The sequence below is a fragment of the Novosphingobium kaempferiae genome (assembly GCF_021227995.1).
Taxonomy (GTDB): Bacteria; Pseudomonadota; Alphaproteobacteria; order Sphingomonadales; family Sphingomonadaceae; genus Novosphingobium; species Novosphingobium kaempferiae.
Window position 1 is genome coordinate 3,393,582 of sequence record NZ_CP089301.1, and the last position, 16,780, is coordinate 3,410,361.

Annotated in this window: 17 protein-coding genes and 3 tRNA genes; 5 read left to right on the top strand and 15 right to left on the bottom strand. The window is 66.4% G+C overall.

Annotated elements, in window-relative coordinates; all coding sequences use genetic code 11:
• Positions 1-3: 3 nt before the first annotated feature.
• The 9 genes from LO787_RS15405 to LO787_RS15445 form a co-directional block, all read right to left on the bottom strand.
• Positions 4-942, bottom strand: a complete 939-nt coding sequence (locus LO787_RS15405; RefSeq protein ID WP_232491888.1) for a FecR family protein — start codon at positions 940-942, stop codon at positions 4-6.
• A gap of 69 nt (positions 943-1,011) precedes the next feature.
• Positions 1,012-1,536, bottom strand: coding sequence for an RNA polymerase sigma factor (locus LO787_RS15410; RefSeq protein WP_232491889.1), 525 nt, complete (start codon positions 1,534-1,536; stop codon positions 1,012-1,014).
• A gap of 107 nt (positions 1,537-1,643) precedes the next feature.
• Positions 1,644-1,889 carry a hypothetical protein gene (locus LO787_RS15415; protein ID WP_232491890.1) on the bottom strand — a complete coding sequence of 82 codons (246 nt, stop codon included), beginning with the start codon at positions 1,887-1,889 and terminating at the stop codon, positions 1,644-1,646.
• An 83-nt stretch (positions 1,890-1,972) separates the two neighbouring features.
• Entirely contained in the window at positions 1,973-3,397 is a 1,425-nt protein-coding gene (locus tag LO787_RS15420) for a UdgX family uracil-DNA binding protein (RefSeq protein WP_232491891.1), read from the bottom strand.
• Positions 3,394-4,635, bottom strand: coding sequence for a putative DNA modification/repair radical SAM protein (locus LO787_RS15425; protein WP_232491892.1), 1,242 nt, complete (start codon positions 4,633-4,635; stop codon positions 3,394-3,396). Before LO787_RS15425 ends, LO787_RS15420 begins: the two co-directional genes overlap by 4 nt.
• A gap of 225 nt (positions 4,636-4,860) precedes the next feature.
• Positions 4,861-4,937: transfer RNA gene (locus tag LO787_RS15430), tRNA-Pro, on the bottom strand.
• 53 nt (positions 4,938-4,990) lie between these two features.
• Positions 4,991-5,066: transfer RNA gene (locus LO787_RS15435), tRNA-Ile, on the bottom strand.
• A 78-nt stretch (positions 5,067-5,144) separates the two neighbouring features.
• Entirely contained in the window at positions 5,145-6,149 is a 1,005-nt protein-coding gene (locus tag LO787_RS15440; RefSeq protein WP_232491893.1) for a polysaccharide deacetylase family protein, read from the bottom strand.
• Between the two features lie 37 nt (positions 6,150-6,186).
• On the bottom strand, positions 6,187-8,067 hold the full coding sequence (locus LO787_RS15445; protein WP_232491894.1) for a sensor histidine kinase: 1,881 nt from the start codon (positions 8,065-8,067) through the stop codon (positions 6,187-6,189).
• Positions 8,068-8,323: 256 nt separating this feature from the next.
• Between LO787_RS15445 and LO787_RS15450 the strand changes: the two genes are divergently transcribed.
• Complete coding sequence (locus LO787_RS15450; protein WP_232491895.1) at positions 8,324-8,788, top strand: Lrp/AsnC family transcriptional regulator; 465 nt, start codon at positions 8,324-8,326, stop codon at positions 8,786-8,788.
• 13 nt (positions 8,789-8,801) lie between these two features.
• Positions 8,802-9,278 (top strand): hypothetical protein, encoded by a 477-nt coding sequence (locus tag LO787_RS15455; protein ID WP_232491896.1) that lies wholly within the window; start codon positions 8,802-8,804, stop codon positions 9,276-9,278.
• Positions 9,279-9,371: 93 nt separating this feature from the next.
• On the opposite strand, the gene aroQ is transcribed toward LO787_RS15455, so the two are convergent.
• The 4 genes from aroQ to LO787_RS15475 all read right to left on the bottom strand — a co-directional run bounded on the left by aroQ (position 9,372) and on the right by LO787_RS15475 (position 11,139).
• On the bottom strand, positions 9,372-9,809 hold the full coding sequence (aroQ, locus tag LO787_RS15460) for a type II 3-dehydroquinate dehydratase (protein WP_232491897.1): 438 nt from the start codon (positions 9,807-9,809) through the stop codon (positions 9,372-9,374).
• Between the two features lie 74 nt (positions 9,810-9,883).
• A complete protein-coding gene (locus LO787_RS15465) occupies positions 9,884-10,240 on the bottom strand; it encodes a hypothetical protein (RefSeq protein ID WP_232491898.1) in 357 nt (118 codons plus the stop codon).
• 67 nt (positions 10,241-10,307) lie between these two features.
• Positions 10,308-10,721, bottom strand: coding sequence for a holin family protein (locus LO787_RS15470; protein WP_232491899.1), 414 nt, complete (start codon positions 10,719-10,721; stop codon positions 10,308-10,310).
• A 341-nt stretch (positions 10,722-11,062) separates the two neighbouring features.
• Positions 11,063-11,139 (bottom strand) — tRNA-Pro (locus tag LO787_RS15475).
• A gap of 283 nt (positions 11,140-11,422) precedes the next feature.
• Between LO787_RS15475 and yajC the strand changes: the two genes are divergently transcribed.
• Genes yajC through secF form a run of 3 tightly spaced genes read left to right on the top strand, consistent with a single transcriptional unit; the run spans position 11,423 to position 14,403 of the window.
• Entirely contained in the window at positions 11,423-11,758 is a 336-nt protein-coding gene (yajC, locus tag LO787_RS15480) for a preprotein translocase subunit YajC (protein ID WP_232491900.1), read from the top strand.
• Between the two features lie 28 nt (positions 11,759-11,786).
• Positions 11,787-13,397: a protein translocase subunit SecD gene (gene secD / locus LO787_RS15485; protein ID WP_232491901.1), complete on the top strand. Its 1,611-nt coding sequence runs from the start codon at positions 11,787-11,789 to the stop codon at positions 13,395-13,397.
• Between the two features lie 16 nt (positions 13,398-13,413).
• Entirely contained in the window at positions 13,414-14,403 is a 990-nt protein-coding gene (gene secF / locus LO787_RS15490) for a protein translocase subunit SecF (protein WP_232491902.1), read from the top strand.
• Between the two features lie 536 nt (positions 14,404-14,939).
• On the opposite strand, the gene rsmA is transcribed toward secF, so the two are convergent.
• Together rsmA and pdxA are read right to left on the bottom strand one after the other, a co-directional pair.
• On the bottom strand, positions 14,940-15,779 hold the full coding sequence (gene rsmA / locus LO787_RS15495) for a 16S rRNA (adenine(1518)-N(6)/adenine(1519)-N(6))-dimethyltransferase RsmA (protein ID WP_232491903.1): 840 nt from the start codon (positions 15,777-15,779) through the stop codon (positions 14,940-14,942).
• A complete protein-coding gene (pdxA, locus tag LO787_RS15500) occupies positions 15,776-16,780 on the bottom strand; it encodes a 4-hydroxythreonine-4-phosphate dehydrogenase PdxA (RefSeq protein WP_232491904.1) in 1,005 nt (334 codons plus the stop codon). The genes rsmA and pdxA overlap by 4 nt, the downstream gene beginning before the upstream one ends.

Here is a 16,780-nt window from a genome sequence, read left to right on the forward strand (position 1 = left end):
CCGTCAGCGAGAGCCGATCACCCAGCGACCGTTCTGGGAGCGCACGGAAAGGCCGAGCAGCGGACCGATTGCGGCGGGATCCTTGCGCAACGGGGCCACGAGGATCGAGCCGGAAACCGCAGCCGTCCCGCCGCTTGCGGCGACGTAATCGATGCCGGTCGCGCTCTTCAACTGCGCGGCGACTTCCTCGAGCGACGCGGCCTCGAAAGTCAGGCGCCCGTCGCGCCACTCGCCGACCTGTTCGGCAGGCAGGCGGGTGAGGGTGTAGTCGCTCGCGCCCGCCCGGCGGCGAAGTACTTCGCCGGGAGACACGCGCACGTCGGCGCCATCGGGATCGTATTGCACCGCGCCTTCGGATACGGCGACGCTAAGGCCGCTCGCATCGTGGCGCACGTCGAACACGGTGCCGATGTCGACCAGTCGCTCGTCGCCTACCGCGACCTCGAAGGGATGCGCGGCGTCGTGCCGCACCGTGAACAGGGCCTGCCCGTTCTGGAGGCGGGCGTAGCGCTTGTCCTTGCGATCGAACTCGACCGCGGTGCCGCCCGCCAGTTCCACCCGCGTATCGGCATCGAGCGTGACACGGCGGGTTTCGCCGAGCGCGGTCTCGACCGTGTAGAGATCGCGCTGCGTCCCCTGGAATGCCCAGAAGGCGCCGACCACCGCGATACTTGCGGCGATTGCGCTCGCCAGCCACGGGCGGCGGCGGATCGGCGCATCGACGGCGACATGATCGTCGTTCGCAGGACCAGCCTCGGTCAGTAGCGTGGTCGCATCGTCCACCGCTGCGGTCACCGCGTCATAGGCGCGCGCATGGGCAGGGTCGGCTTCCAGCCAGAGGGTGAACGCCTCCCAGTCGGCGAATGCGGGGTCGCCCGCACGCACCGCCCAGCCGAGCGCTTCGTCCCGAATAGTCATGTCATTCGCCATGTCGTTCGCCATAGGGCGCTCCTTCTGCGACATAGACGGAGACGTTCGGTCGGAGCCTTACCCCGATGCATCGCGCGGGGATCATTGCGACCGCTCCTTCCATTCGCTGAGCGCCCGATATGCCACGCGCAGGTCGGCTTCCACCGTGCTGAGGCTGACGCCGAGGTCGGCGGCGATCACCTTCTGCTGCGCGCCTTCGATGCGATGGCGGCGGAAGATCGTCGCCACTCGAGGGCCGAGGCCGTCGAGCAGCGCGAGCACGTTCGCGGCTTCCTGCGCGGCGGCCATGCGGCGTTCAGGCGAGGGTTCTGCCGAGACGCCGGGCGGATCGCCGGCATTGATCTCCGTCCAGTCCCGATCGCGCGCGCCGGATTGCCGGGCGGAACGAAACCGATCGATCATCAGCAGGTCGGCGGTGCGGAAGAGATAGGACAGCGGGGAGGCGACCGGGCCGGGGCGGCTTGCGGTGATCTTCAGCCAGACTTCCTGGACCAGATCCTCCGCAGCATCCCCGGCGCCGCGCGCGCGCAGGAATCTGAGCAGCTTTTCCCGATTCTCGAGAAAAGCCGCTTCAAGGCCTGCGGCGGGGGAGGGTTCTGCGGTCACTGAAGGGCTTGGCTACTGTAGTCGGCCAGCCTGATAGACGTTCGAAAGCATTCGGGGAAGTACCGTCGTCCCGAAGGTGCTCCGGGGCGACGGACCATATTTTGTGTTCAGTTCACTGCGCGTATGTGTCCGTTAGTTTCCTTGCCGAGCGGCTTCTGTGGCGCTGCTTCCACCATCGAGTCATGCTCGGCGAAGATTCGCTCGATCTCGGCGCGCTTGTCGAAGATCATGCGCGCAACGCCGGAGGTCATGCCACCTTCATCGCCAACGCGGCCGAGGACGGCGGCGAGGTCTTCCAAAGTCGCACGTTCGGCGCTGCTGTGCAGTCCGCCCTTGGCGTCGCGGTAAGCCATGCATTCGCTTGCCATGTGCATTCCCCTTCGAATTATTACCTATGAGAGAATGCTTATGTCGGCATTGAGTTGCATGAGCGCAGTTATGCTTGTGGATAACTCTGTGGAACTTGGTCGCTGGCAAGCAGTCCGGCCAGTCCCGCGAGATCGCTGGCGAACCGCGCATGTTCGCGCTCGCGTGCCTCGCCGTCGAGCCGCAGGAGATAGCTGGGATGCGCGGTCAGCCAGACTTGGGTGCCATCGGGAAGAGCGATGGCCTGCCCGCGTTCGCGCCCGATCGATGGCGTTCTCCCCAGTAGCCCGCGAGCGCTGCTGGCGCCCAGAGCCAGCACCACTCTCGGCCTGACCAGCGCCCGCTCGGCGTCGAGCCACCATCGGCAGATGTCGATCTCGCCTGCCGTCGGTGTCTGATGCAGACGGCGCTTGCCGCGTGGCGTGAACTTGAAGTGCTTTACCGCATTGGTGACGTAGGCCCGGGCGCGATCCACGCCCGCCTCGTTCAGTGCGCGGTCGAGAAGCTGGCCTGCGGGGCCGACAAAGGGGCGGCCTTCCTGCTCCTCGCTATCGCCGGGTTGCTCTCCGACGATCATCAGATCTGCTTCGCGCGGACCTTCGCCCATGACGGCACGGGTGCCGGTGCAGCCGATCGGGCAGCGGCGGCATTGGGCGATGCCGCTGGCGACGGCGTCGAGACTGGAGGGCGCTGCCTCCGCTTCGAACAGGTCTGCTCCGGTGGCGATCATGGCTGCCTCCCGCTTGTGAGCGCCGGCGATGAGGTCGGGTATCTGGCGCGCTTCGGGAAGGTTCTTCCAGTATCGGCGGGGCATCTCCTTCACCATCATGCCGACCTTGAGACGCGCCGGATTGAAGATCGACCGGTAGTAGCCGAGCCATAATTCCTCGGTCGCGTCTTCTGCGGGGGCGTCACCACGGGACGCGGGCGGGCCTTCCAGCAGGGCCGCGCCGTCCCAGTGCAGAGACATGCGCGGCGTCAGGATCGACCAGCGCTGGCTGGTGAACCGGTTGACGAAGAAATCGGCATTGGCGCGTTCGATCCGGTGTTCGGGTTCGAACCAGGCGACGTAGCGCTCCGCGCCATCCTCGTCCCTTGCGATCCGGAACCGGACAAAAGCCCGCATCTTGTGGATGTCGCGCCGCACCTGCTGGGCCAGTCGTTCCAGCGCTACGACATCGCGGTCCGCCGCGTCGTCTAGCAGGCGAGGGTGCTCCTGCAGCCGCCACAGCATCCTGTAGAGCAGCGCCAGCCGCGACGGTTCGGTGTGAAGGATGACGCTGCGCGCCAGATCTATGAAAGCCCGGCTCGCACGCACTTCGCGCGACGCATTGTCCGGCATCGAGGCGGACGGCGCGTCTGCAAAGAGATCGGCTTCGCCGGTCCCATCGCTCCATGCGGCCTGCTCCGGCGGTGTGCCGCATTCGATCAGTCTTCGCGCCTCTGCACGCCAAGCCTCGAAGTCATCGGGCTCGCGAAGGTTCGCCGCGATCACGCGAAGAGTTCCATCTGCTCGGCTGGCGGGGCCAACATCGCCCGCAAGTCCGCGCGATCGGTGAGCAGCGTGGGGCACCAGTCCGTCGTGACGATGAAGGGGCGCAGCTTCCGGACCGAGACTGTCAGCCGGGCAACGTCGTCCAGCCGAAGCGCGCGATGACGCCGCGCGACGATGATCGCATCGACCGCCTTCACCCCAAGCCCCGGCACCCGCAGCATCGCCTCACGCGGGGCGCGGTTGAGGTCCACCGGGAAGCGTTCGCGGAACTTGAGGGCCCAGGCCAGCTTGGGGTCGATGTCGAGCGGCAGCATGCCGTCGGCTCCCGCCGCCTGCTGCACTTCCCGCGGCGCAAAGCCATAGAAACGCATCAGCCAGTCTGACTGGTATAGCCGATGCTCGCGCATCAGCGGCGGGCGCTTCAGTGGTAATACTGCGCTCGCTTCCGGGATCGGACTGAAGGCGGAGTAATAGACGCGCTTTAGCGAGAACCGGTCGTAAAGCGAACTCGCCTTGCCGACGATCTGCGCGTCGCTCGCTCCGTCCGCGCCCACAATCATCTGCGTGGATTGCCCGGCAGGCGCGAAGACCGGCGCCTTGCGAAACCGCTTCTGCGCATCGTGCGCTTCGATGATCGCGCCCGAAAGCTTGCCCATCGCGCCTTCGATCGTCGCGCCGCTCTTGTCAGGGGCAAGCCGGGCGAGGCCGCTGTCGGTCGGCAGTTCGACATTGATGGACACGCGGTCGGCCCACAGACCTGCCTGCGCCACCAGTTCGGGGTCGGCCTCGGGGATCGTCTTGAGGTGGATATAGCCGCGGAAGTCATGCTCTTCGCGCAGGATACGCGCGACTTCGATCATCTGCTCCATCGTGTGGCTGGACGACTTCACGATGCCGGATGAGAGGAACAGTCCCTCGATGTAGTTGCGGCGATAGAACGATAGCGTGAGGTCCACCACCTCCTGCGGCGTAAAGCGCGCGCGCCGGACGTTCGAACTCTTGCGGTTGATGCAGTAATGGCAGTCGAAGATGCAGTGGTTCGTCAGCAGCAGCTTGAGCAGCGAAATGCATCGGCCGTCCGGGGCATAGGCGTGGCAGATGCCCATGCCTTCGGTCGAACCCAGCCCGCGCCCGTCGCGGCTGTTGCGCTTGGCGGTGCCTGACGAGGCGCAAGATGCATCGTACTTGGCTGCGTCCGCGAGAATCTCGAGACGCTCCATGACGGAGGAACGGGACATTCGTTCCTTATATGTTCTAAATTATGGCGATGCAAGGCAGGCATGGTGAGTCACCATGTCCGGGAAATCGGGATAGGTTCGAAAGGCTTGGCGGAAGAGACTGCCATCGCTGCCGACGGGTACAGCCCCTGGCTAACCCCCTGTCACCGGCAGTGGTCGCGGCGACCGGCGTCCCGGTCGTCGCGGCCTTTGCAGACCGCCGCCGTTTCGAACGAAAAAGGGAAATGGTCGGGGAGACAGGATTCGAACCTGCGACATCCTGCTCCCAAAGCAGGCGCGCTACCGGGCTGCGCCACTCCCCGACCTGGGGTTTGTCGATGTTCGTCACTTCTTGGGGCGAAGGACGTTCCAGCATTGGTGGGCCCGGCAGGATTCGAACCCGCGACCTAGCCGTTATGAGCGGCCAGCTCTAACCGCTGAGCTACAGGCCCCCGTGCCGGGCCGGCCCCATCGACGAGGGCCGGTGCCAAGCCCGTTAGCTTGGCGCGACGGATCAGGCAAGCGGCGTTCTATCCGCGTTGCACAGAGTTCATGATTTCGCCGATGCTTGTGGGCTTGATGCCGCGCCGCGCGAGGTGGGTGAACAGGGCGCGCCACCAGTCATAGAGCGCGTCGAGATCGGCTTCGTTGCGGACGTAAGGCGTGTGGCCGGTCGCCAGCGAGGGGCTGTGGAAGGAGAAGACCAGCACCGGCAGGCCTTCGTCGATCGCGATGTCCACGCCGCGTAGCGCTTCCTCGGCGGTGATGCCTTCGGGTGTCAGCGGGATGCGTTCGAGAAGACCCGTGCGTGCCAGTACGCCGCGCACGGAAGGTGCGCGCCAGAGGTGGGGGTAGATGATGTTGCCGACCTGGCGCAGCGGTCCCCAGTAGACGGTCGTCAGCGGCATTTCGAGCAGGCGGCGTTCCGCATCCACCCAATAGGGACGCAGCGGGTGCTCGCGGTAATTGGGACCGTTGGTGCCGCTGTAGTCGAATCGCGCGCGCACCGAGGTATCCACGGCGATCCCACATTCCATGAGGATTTCCGCCGTGCGCGGGCCAAGGCCGTAGCGCCCGGCGCGATAGCTGCGCGGGGCGGTGCCGAAGGCGCGCTCGATGCGGTCGCGCAGGGTGTGGAGCTTTTCGCGTTCGAGTTCGAAGGGAAGATTGCCCGCGTAGCTGTTGCGCTCGTTCACTTCCTCGACGAAGGGCGGGCTCACCCAGGGATGGAGCTGCACGCCGACTTCGGCGCGCCCGTTCGACACGGCGTCGCCGATCGCTTCGGGAGCGAAGGAGGAGTCCGCCACCGGCCAGTCGATCAGGTACGATGGGACGACGCCGAAGCCTTCGCAGAACTGCTGGAACTTGCGCAGGGCTGGGACGGTGACGACGCTGTGCGTGTCACGGTCGAGCGGGGCCGACCAGTCGAACTCCTCCTCGGTGTCGACGGTGACGATGAAGCGCTGGCCGAAATCCCCGGAAAACGAGGCGAAAGCCTGCCTGCCCGGCGGCTCCAGGAGATTCGGTCCCGGCAACGGTTCGGTTTCCTCTATGGAGCGCATCCCCAAGGAATTACTGCGGAAAAGTTGCCGAACTGCTATTCCCAGTGTCTGTCCCGGTCAAGGCGGGGAGCGACAGGTGGAGCCGGTTCTCGACGCGACCAAGCAGGCCCCCGGCTGCGGAGGCTTCCGCAGCCGCGAGGCGCAGGGTGAAGCCTATCCCGAACATTCCAGCAGCGAGCGACTGTCCGCGTTCTCCCGCGACGGCATCGAACAGGGCGTCAGGCCCGCGCTCGGCGAGGACGGCGGGCAGGGTGACGCTGAGATCGACCATGTCGCCATGCAGGCTCCAGCCGAGGTCGAGTCGCTCGCCCGGCGCGGTTGATCCGGCGAGCGCGGCGAACAGACGCCAGACGAGGCGCTCCACTTCGGCGCGGGCGATGCGGACCGGCAATGCTGCGGCGGACAGGTCAGCGGCGAGGGCGAAGCCGCTGCCGCGCGGCTCGGTCCAGGCGCGCAGGCGCACGATGGTCTGGGCGAGGACGCGGGCGAGGTCGCATTCGCCGTCCTCCAGCGGGAGCGCGCCCGATTCGAGCTTCACCAGCCGGTCCAGTTCCTCGAACCCGGCAAGGATATGCGCGCAGTCCCCGGCGATGGCGGCGGCAAGGGCTCGGTATTCGTGCGGGGCCGGGCCATAGAGCTGCTGCTGGATGATCTCGGCGGCCACCTGGATCGCATTGGCGGGGGTGCGCAGTTCGTGGAGCACCTCGCGCATCCGGTCTGCCTCGGCATGGGCGGGAACCGGGACGACCGGCACTTCGATAGGCGGGGCAGGGCGGCGCAGGCGGCCGCAGTAACCGGCGAAGCGGCCATGTTCGAAGCGGGCGACCGCATCGACCTGCCACGGGCCGCTCACCGCCGGAGCGCCGGTGACCGAGATTCGCGTACCGCGCAGCGGCAGGCGCTGGCGCAGGGCGTGCGCAAGGTCGGATGAGGTGGCATCCAGCGACAGGCCCGTCACCGAAGGCGCGTGCGGGCCGTCGGCCCAGTCGATGCGACCTTCGACATCGGTGGTGAAGTCGATCGCAAGGGCGAGGCGCTGCGCGACGGGCGCGGTGTCGCCGAGCGGCAGGCGTGGCGAATCGGTGCGGAAGTCGGGCGGGCCCTTGGCTTCGCGGGCCTTGCGGAATTCCTCGATGCGGCGGACGATTGCGCCGATGCCCGCCTCGCGGTGCGGGGCAACGAGGTGTGCTGCGGTTTCCTGCACCGTGCCGTGCGGCTGGGCCTTCTGCTGCGCCGCACGGGCGCGCGCCCATTCGCTCAGCGAGGTGGGCGGCGGCGGGTTGCCGGCCATGTCGAGCAGTTCGAGCACGTCGTCCGAGATGTCCTGGTCGGCGGCGATGTCGCCGGACGGGCGCTGGAAACGGGCAGGCGGGATTTCGGGAATGGGATCTTCCGGACGCGGTTCGGCCCAATCGGATTCGGCGCCGGATGCGACGGCTTCCGTTTGAGCGGGAGGCAGCGCGCGGTCACGCACGCCGAGGCGCTCTAGCAGGCCTTCCACCTGCGGGGAAAGATCGCGGCGATGACGCAGGATGCCGCGCGCGCGCACAGGCAGGCGCGGGATCAGCGCGAGCCATGCCGCGTCGTCGAGCCGGGCCGCCGCGATTGCGGCGCAGGCGACGTCGGGCTCTGCGCCTACGAGCCATGTCAGCAGGCGGGGATTCGCCATGGGCTGCAGCGGCTGGCGCAGGAGCCGCGCACGGTCGGCGGGGGGAAGCTGGCGGCCGAGCTGGCTCAACCGGACGAAGGCGGCATCGACCATTTCGCTCGGTTCGGGCGAATCGGGGGTCTGGCCGAGAATGTCGACGAGTTGCCTGAACTGAATCCGCGCGATGCCGTCCCCGGAGGGCGGCGCGCGCAGGACAGTGGCAAGGCGGTCGTCGTAGTACATTCCATCTCCAGGCGCGGCAAATCGCGCCCCGGCTTCACGTGGCAGATCATGTCCTATGGCCCGGTGATGTTTACCATAAGGAAAACGACGGGTCGCTTTTCGTAGCAAACCGCACATCGAACGAAAGAGTGCAGTTTCGGGCGTTGCAAAGCGGGACGATTACGCTATGGCATAATATTATTACGGCACACTGGCGTTTTCGATGTGGATGTTGCAACGCGGGGATGTGAGGGGTGCCTGTCCCAAGGATTTTTGAATGATCAATCTCGATGAAATCGACCGCCACCTGCTTGCGGAACTGCAGGCGGAAGGTCGTATCACCAATGTCGAACTCGCCCAGCGCGTGGGCCTGACCGCCCCGCCGTGCCTGCGCCGCGTGCGCAGCCTCGAGGAAGCGGGCGTGATTCAGGGCTATCACGCCGATCTCGACGCATCGAAGCTGGGCTTCACGATCACCGTCTTCGCGCTGGTCAGCCTCAAGAGCCAGGCCGAGGAATCGCTGCGCGCCTTCGAGGATCACATGAAGGGCCTGCCCGAAGTGCGCGAGTGCCACATGCTCAACGGCGAGATCGACTTCATCCTCAAGATCGTCAGCCGCGACCTGCAGAGCTTCCAGGAATTCCTGACCAGCAAGCTGACGCCCGCGCCCAACGTGGACAGCGTCAAGACCTCGCTGACGATCCGCACCGCCAAGAGCACCCCGGGCGTGCCGCTGGGCTGAATTCGTCATGCGCATGAAGGGACAGTCCAAGCGCACGCCGCTGCTGGTTGCGGCGGCGGTTGTGCTGGTTGCGGCGAACGTTTGGTGGTTCACGCGGGGTGGTGCGCACGATGAGGCGGACTTCGTGCTGGGTGCAAACACCGAAGGAGTCATCCTCGATCCTGCATCCCTGGAACAACTGCCTGCATATGAGCCGCAGCGTGACGTGTGGACCGTTCAGGGAAAGACGCTGGCGTCTTTGGATGGATATATCCGGCAGGAGAACGGACCCGCCTCGCTCCCTTACCTCCTTGCTGCCCTCTCGCCGCAAGCCAGCACGCAGGACTTTCGGGCGATGCTGATGTCGCTGACGGATCGGGGTATCTGCAATTTCGCGCTTGTGCAGATGGAAGCACAGCAGAAAGAGGTCATGGCGACCGTTCAGCACATAGTTTCGGTTCGTGACGCATCCGGCGTGCTCAAGCCATGCAAGGCGTCGCCCAGGACTTGACCGGGGACGTCGGTGATGAGCGGGCCGCCGCACTGGCAACAGGTCTGCGTGAGTGAACCAGCGGTCCCGGACATTTCCGGAGCAATGGTTGGCTCAAAGCCCCGCAGCGGCTTCCAGCGCCAGCACGTAGCTCTGCGCGCCAAAGCCGGCGATGGTGCCCTGCGCCGCCATGCCGACCCATGACGTGTGTCGGAATTCCTCGCGCGTGTGCGGGTTTGAGAGGTGGACCTCGATCACCGGCGCGGTGATCGAGCGGATGGCGTCGAGCAGGGCCACCGAGGTATGGGTATAGGCTCCGGCGTTCAGCAGCACGGCATGCGCGCCTGCGTCGTCCGCCTCGTGCAGCCAGTCGACGAGATCGCCTTCGTGGTTGGACTGGAACATCAGGACGCTGAGGCCCAGCGCCTCGCCCCGCTCCTCCAGCATCGCGCCGATGTCGTCGAGGGTCTGCGATCCGTAGATCGTCGGCTCGCGCTTACCCAGCCGGTTGAGGTTGGGGCCGTTGAGCACATAGACCAGCTTTTCCGCCATGTTCGTCGCAATCTCCGTTCGTCCGCCGCCAGCTTTAGCGGGGCGGGCTGTCTGCGCAAGTCGGGCCGGGCGCGTTACTGGACCGGCGGGCCACCGGGATCGGGAGGGGCGGGCTGGTTCATGGCACGGGGCGGAGGCGGGGGCGGATCGCCGACCTCGACATTGGCGGGAGGCCCGGCGGAATCGCGCTCGGCATCCTTCTTCCTGTCCGCGTCCTCAGCCGTGGGTTCACCGCCGCCATAGAAGCTGGCGAGCTTTGCCTCGCGTTCGGCCTTGGCCTTTGCGCTGGCGGCGGCCTCTGCCTCCGCAGCCTGAGCGGCGGCGTCGCTTTCGGACGGGGCCGGTGCCTCGGCCGGGCCGCAGGCGGCGAGGCCGAGCGCGGGCAGGGCGGCAAGCAGGAACCGGCGAAGGGTGGGTCGGCGCGAGGTCATGCGGGAAGCCTTAGCGTGAAAAGGGTTAGCGTTTCGCTTACCGACCGGCTTCCCGCATCGCTCATGGCTACTTGTCCGAGCCCTTCACCTTGCCCCACTGGCGCATCGCCGAATAGCCGAGGTAGCCGGTGCCGAAGAGCGCGTAGAGCGGCTCCGGGATCCCTGCCAGATAGCCGTTCATCCCGGTTCCGATGGCGCGGGCGAGGCCGGGATCGAACGCGGCGACCACGCCCATCGGCAGCGCCCAGAGGATCACGGCATACATGACATAGAGAAAGCTCGGCCGCGCGCGGCTCGTCCACGGATCGGGGGAATTGGCCTCGGCGACGATGGCGGAAAGGCTGGCCTGCAGCATCTCCAGTTCCTGCGTGTTCTCGAGCTTGAGCAGTTCCAGCTTGGCCCGGTCGCGCGCCTCGGGATCGGGCACCACCTTGTCGATGATGCGGGTGACGGGGCCGAGCAGCGAATCGAGAAGAGGCATGGCGAGTCCTTCCGAAAAGGGTGACTCGCAATCAGATAACCATATCGGCTCGTGTAGGAAAACAGATTTCGCCGGAGCGGCTGAAATCACCGCTTTGCAACACGCAAACGCGTGTTACACCTGTTGTCACAATAAACGACAGAGAGAGAGGAATGCTGATGGAGCGCAAGCTGTACGAAACGGCGACGTTCAAGGTTCTCGTAATTGCCGCGGCTTTTGCCGCCCTGTGCGCGCCGGTCCGCCACTGGCTTCTCGCTTCGGTCGGCTTCTAGGCCGCTTCAGTACCGCATCGGATACAAAAAAGCCGTTTCCTGCATGACGCGGGAAACGGCTTTTTTCGTTGGTCGGGACGAGAGGATTCGAACCTCCGACCCCCACACCCCCAGTGTGATGCGCTACCAGGCTGCGCTACGTCCCGACCGGAGCGCGGCCTATAGGCAGGTCTTTCAGGATGCGCAAGCGCCTGCCGCATAGTTTTTCATCGCAATGCCGGCTCGCTTGAACGGAGAGGCCAGAGCCCTATCTGCCGGGGCGAGGGTGGTGGAAGCGCGCCAGTCCGCGCGTTGCCAGCGCTTCGCTTTATTGCTAACCGCCCGCATCCGCCTGCGCGCAGGCTGCGGATCATACCGTCATGCGCGCAAGCTCCGGTCGGCTTGCGATATAGCCGCCCGACACGCGATACGAGAAGGCCCATCATTTCCATGCAGACCTCGATCCTCGCCCAGCTCGCCGCAGCCGCACCCGCCGGGTCGCCTCCGGCCTGGATCACGTACATGCCCTTCGTGGCGATGGCGCTGATCTTCTGGTTCCTCATCCTGCGCCCGCAGATGAAGCAGCAGAAGGAGCACAAGGCCAAGCTTTCCGAGCTCAAGAAGGGCGACGAGGTGCTGACCGGCGGCGGCCTGATCGGCAAGATCGTCAAGGTCGACGACAACTACGCCGAAGTCGAACTGGCGCAGGGCGTCAAGGTGAAGGCGCTCAAGTCGACCATCGTCGACGTGATCCCGCCCGCCGGCTCCAAGCCCGCGAACGACTGACCGCCGGCGTCTTTGGGAAAGCGACAGGATGCTTGAATTCTCGATCTGGAAGAAGGTCTGGTACTGGGGGCTGACGCTGGTGCTCTGCGCGCTGGCGATCCCCACGCTGCTGTCCTTCACCTCCATCCACCTGCCCGAAGGCGTGCCTGCGCCCAAGGTCAATCTCGGCCTCGACCTTGCGGGCGGTTCGCGCCTGCTGCTTGAGGCGGATCGCAACCAGGTCATCCAGCAGCGTCTGGAAGGCATGGAGGAATCGGTCCGCACCAAGCTGGGTGCCGCCGAGCCGCGCATCGCCATCGGCGACGTGTCGAGCCGTGGCGGTCGCCTGACCTTCACCGTGCGCGACACCACGCAGGTCGACGCCGCGCGCGAGGCGCTGCTGCCGCTGACCACCGGCGCGGGGCTGACCGGCCAGCGCGACTGGGACATCCAGGTCGTCAACGGCAACCAGTTCGTGCTCGCGCCCACCGCTGCGGGCATCGACCTCGAAGTGTCGAACGCGATGGACACTGCGGTCGAAGTCGTGCGCAAGCGCATCGACGCGCTGGGCACCAAGGAGCCCGACATCCGTCGCCTCGGCGGCACGCGCATCGACGTGCAGGTGCCCGGCCTGCAGGATCCGGCGGCGCTCAAGGCGCTGCTCGGCCAGACCGCCAAGCTCGAATTCAAGATGGTCGACGAGACCGCCAACCCCGCCGATCTGGCACAGGGCATCGTGCCTCCGGGCGACGAGATCGTGCCTTATGCCGAAGGCGCGGCCGGCGGCCAGCCCGCTCTGATCGCGGTCAAGCGCCTCGGCGGCATCAAGGGCGACCAGCTGACCAACGCCAAGCAGGCGTTCCAGCAGCAGACCAACCAGGCCGTCGTCGACATCACCTTCAACCAGCAGGGCGGCGAGCGTTTCGCGCAGCTGACCAGCGCCAACGTCGGCAAGCGCTTCGCGATCATCCTCGACGGCAAGGCGCTTTCGGCGCCGTCGATCAACGAGCCGATCCTGGGCGGCAGCGCGCAGATCTCGGGCAGCTTCACGACCAAATCGGCGACGCAGCTGGCGATCGCGCTGCGTTCGGGCGCGCTCCCGGTCGACCTCAAGGTCGTCGAGGAACGCACCGTCGGCGCGGACCTCGGCGCGGATGCGATCCACAAGGGCGCCGTCGCCATGGGCGTCGGCACGCTGGCGCTCGTCATCTTCATCATCCTTACTTACGGTCGCTTCGGCATCTATGCCTGCATCTGCGCGCTGCTCATCAACATCGTGATGATCCTGGGCGTGATGGCGGTGTTCGGCACCACGCTGACGCTGCCGGGCATCGCCGGCTTCGTGCTGACGCTGGGCGCGGCGGTCGACGCCAACGTGCTCATCAACGAGCGCATCCGCGAGGAACGGTCCAAGGGCCGCCGCGTCGTCCAGTCGGTCGAACTGGGCTACAAGGAAGCGAGCCGTGCTATCTTCGACGCCAACATCACCAACTCGATCGCGGCGCTGCTGATGTTCGCCTTCGGCTCCGGCCCGGTGCGCGGCTTCGCGGTCGTGCTGATGATCGGCATCGTCACCTCGGTGTTCACCGCCGTGACCCTGACCCGCATGTGGGTCGCCGGCTGGCTGCGCAAGACGCGGCCGGCGGACCTGAACCTGTAAGCTCGGAAGACGTCTCATGAAGCTCCTGAAGCTTATTCCCGACAACACCAACATCCACTTCCTCAAGTGGCAGTGGCCGTTTTTCATCAGCAACATCGTGCTGATGGTCGCCTCGGTGGTGCTGCTGTTCACCCACGGACTGAACCTGGGCGTCGATTTCGTCGGCGGCCAGATGATCCGCGTGACCTTCGAGCGCAGCGCGACCGCGCCGATCGCCCCGCTGACGCAGGCGGTCGAAAAGCTCGGCTACGGCGAGCCGGTGGTGCAGACCTTCGGCAAGCCGAACGAGGTCTCGCTGCGCATGAAGCTGCCCGAGGGCACCGAGTCGCAGCCGCAGCTGGCCGACGCGATGGCACGCAAGATCACCACTTCGGTAAAGCAGACCTTCCCCGATGCGCGTATCGACGGCGTCGATTCCGTCTCGGGCAAGGTCTCGGGTGAACTGCTCAAGACCGGCGTGCTGGCGCTCAGCCTCGCGATGCTGTGCATCTCGATCTACATCTGGGTGCGCTTCGAGTGGCAGTTCGCGGCCGGTGCGCTGTTCGCGCTGGTGCAGGACATCCTGCTGACCGTGGGCATGTTCTCGCTGACGCAGATGGAGTTCGACCTCAACATCGTCGCCGCGTTGCTGACGCTGCTGGGCTACTCGCTGAACGACAAGATCGTGGTCTACGACCGCATCCGCGAGAACCTCAAGAAGCACCGCCGCATGCCGATGGCCGAACTGCTCGACCTGTCGGTGAACGAGACGCTGTCGCGCACCGTCGTGACCTCGCTGTCGATCCTCATCATGCTGGTGGCGCTGCTGCTGCTGGGTCCGGACGTGATCTTCGGCTTCACTGCCGCCATTACGCTCGGCATTTTCATCGGCACCTACAGCTCGATCTTCATGTCTGCGCCGATCCTGATCTGGCTGGGCGTGAAGTCGGACAGCTTCGTGCAGACCGAATCGGCGATCGACCGCCAGGAGCGCCTCGCGCGCGAGCGTGGCCAGCCGCAGCCCTGATTTCGGGATATCGGTTAAGGGAAAGGCCCGTTCCGCGCGATGCGGGGCGGGCCTTTTCGTTTGGTTCGGGATAGAAAGAAAAGAGGGTTCACGCAGAGGCGCGGAGGCGCAGAGGTGTCGCGCAGCGCCGCAGGCTTTCTCCCTGTTTCAACGATGAGGCAAACGCACCCGTGAAATGAGGGGGAGAGGTCGCCGCAAACACGACATCTCTGCGCCTCAGCGTGAACCGTTCTTTGCTTTTCTTCCCGCGATGCAAACGGCAAGCAACGCTCCATTGCGGACGTTTCCCATGGTCGTCATCCCGGCGTATGCCGGGACCGTGGGCTGTCTTTAGAAGCGACCTCACGTTGGGGCGCTCTGACGATAGCTATCGCCTCAAGACTTGCCCACGGTCCCGGCATACGCCGGGATGACGGATGACCGCTAACCGCCACAAACCCGATGCCTCAATCCCGCTCAGGCTGAGCTTGTCGAAGCCCCAGCGTCAGGGTGCGCCTAAAGATAGCCAGCGGTCCCGGATCAGGTCCGGGACGACGTCAGCCCTTCGTCAGCGCCTTGCCCACGCTCACGAACTCCGCCACCGACAGCGTTTCCGCGCGGCGCTGCGGGTCGATGCCGAGTGCTTCCAGCGCGTCCAGCGCGCCGGGGACGCCCTTGAGGCTTTGACGCAGCATCTTGCGGCGCTGGCCGAAGGCGGCTTCGGTCACGCGCTCCAGCACGCGCATGGAGACGCCCTCGGGCGCATCGCCGGGAGTGACGTGGACGATGGCGGACATGACCTTGGGCGGCGGGGTGAAGGCGCTGCGATGGACCTTCATCGCCAGCTTAGACTTCGCACGCCACTGCGCCAGCACGGCAAGGCGGCCGTAGGCGGACGTATCCGGCTCGGCGACGATGCGGCGGGCGACTTCCTCCTGGAACATCAGCGTCAGCGAGGACCACTGCGGCGGCCAGGTCTCGCCCGAAAGCCAGCCGGTGAACAGCGCCGTGCCGACGTTGTAGGGCAGGTTCGAGAGGATGTGGTACGGGCCGTCGAACAGCGTCTTCGGATCGATCTTGAGCGCGTCGCCCTCGATCACCTTGAGCTTGCCGGGGAACGCCTCGGCCAGTTCGGCGAGGGCGGGCAGGCAGCGGCGGTCCATCTCGATGGCGGTGACGTTCGCCCCGGCGCGCAGCAGCGCGCGGGTGAGGCCGCCGGGCCCGGGGCCGACTTCCAGCACGTCCTTGCCCTCCAGCGATCCGGGGATCGCGGCGATGCGGTCGAGAAGCTGCTCGTCGAACAGGAAGTTCTGGCCGAGCGACTTGGAGGCGGAGAGGCCATGACGGGCGATGACTTCGCGCAATGGCGGCAATTGGGGAGGAAGGGTGGTGGTCATGCGGCTCTCCTGCGCGCGCATTCCCCGGCCATGCGGATCGCGGCGATCATGGCACCGGCGCTCGCTACGCCCTTGCCGGCGATGGCGAAGGCGGTGCCGTGGTCGGGCGAGGTGCGCACGATGGGCAGGCCGAGCGTGACGTTCACGCCCTGGTCGAAGTCGAGCGTCTTGATCGGGATCAGCGCCTGGTCGTGGTACATGCACAGCGCCACGTCGTAGCCGCTGCGGGCATGGGCGGCGAAGAGCGCGTCGGCGGGGTGGGGGCCGGTAACGGCGAGGCCCTCGGCCAGCAGCGCGGCGATGGCGGGGACGATGACGTCGCGGTCCTCGGTGCCCATGCGACCGTCCTCGCCCGCGTGGGGGTTGAGGCCGGTGATCGCGATGCGGGGGCTCGGCAGGCCAAAGTCGCGGGCGAGGGCGCGCGCGACGATGCGGGCCTTGCTCTCGATCAGGCTTCGCGTGACGAGGCCGGGGACCGCCGCCAGCGCCTCGTGCACGGTCAGCGGCACGGTGCGCAGCGAGGGGCCCGCCAGCATCATCACCGCCGCGTCGTGCGACAAGCCGCTGGCGTCGGCGAGGAATTCGGTCTGGCCGGGCTGGGTGAAGCCGACTTCGGCGAGCTTCGACTTGGCGATGGGGCCGGTGACGACCGCGCCCACCTCGCCCGAAAGCGCCAGTTCGGTGGCGCGGGTCAGCGAGTGGAGCGTGAGCTTCGCGCCTTCGACGGTCGGTGCGCCGAAGGAGGGCGCGCAGTCCTCGTCGCCGAGTACGGGCAGGGCGGTGGCGAACATCTGCGCTGCGTCGCCAGGGCTGGCGATGGAGACTACCGGCAGGTCGATCCCGCGCGATGCCGCTGCCGCGCGCAATACTTGCGCGCCGCCCACGACGAAGAACGGCGCGAGGGCCTGTTCCTCGCGCCGTAGCCAGCTTTCCGCGATCACTTCGGGGGCGATCCCGGAAGGATCGCCCAGCGAAACGGCGAGCAGAGCCGCCATGCTCAT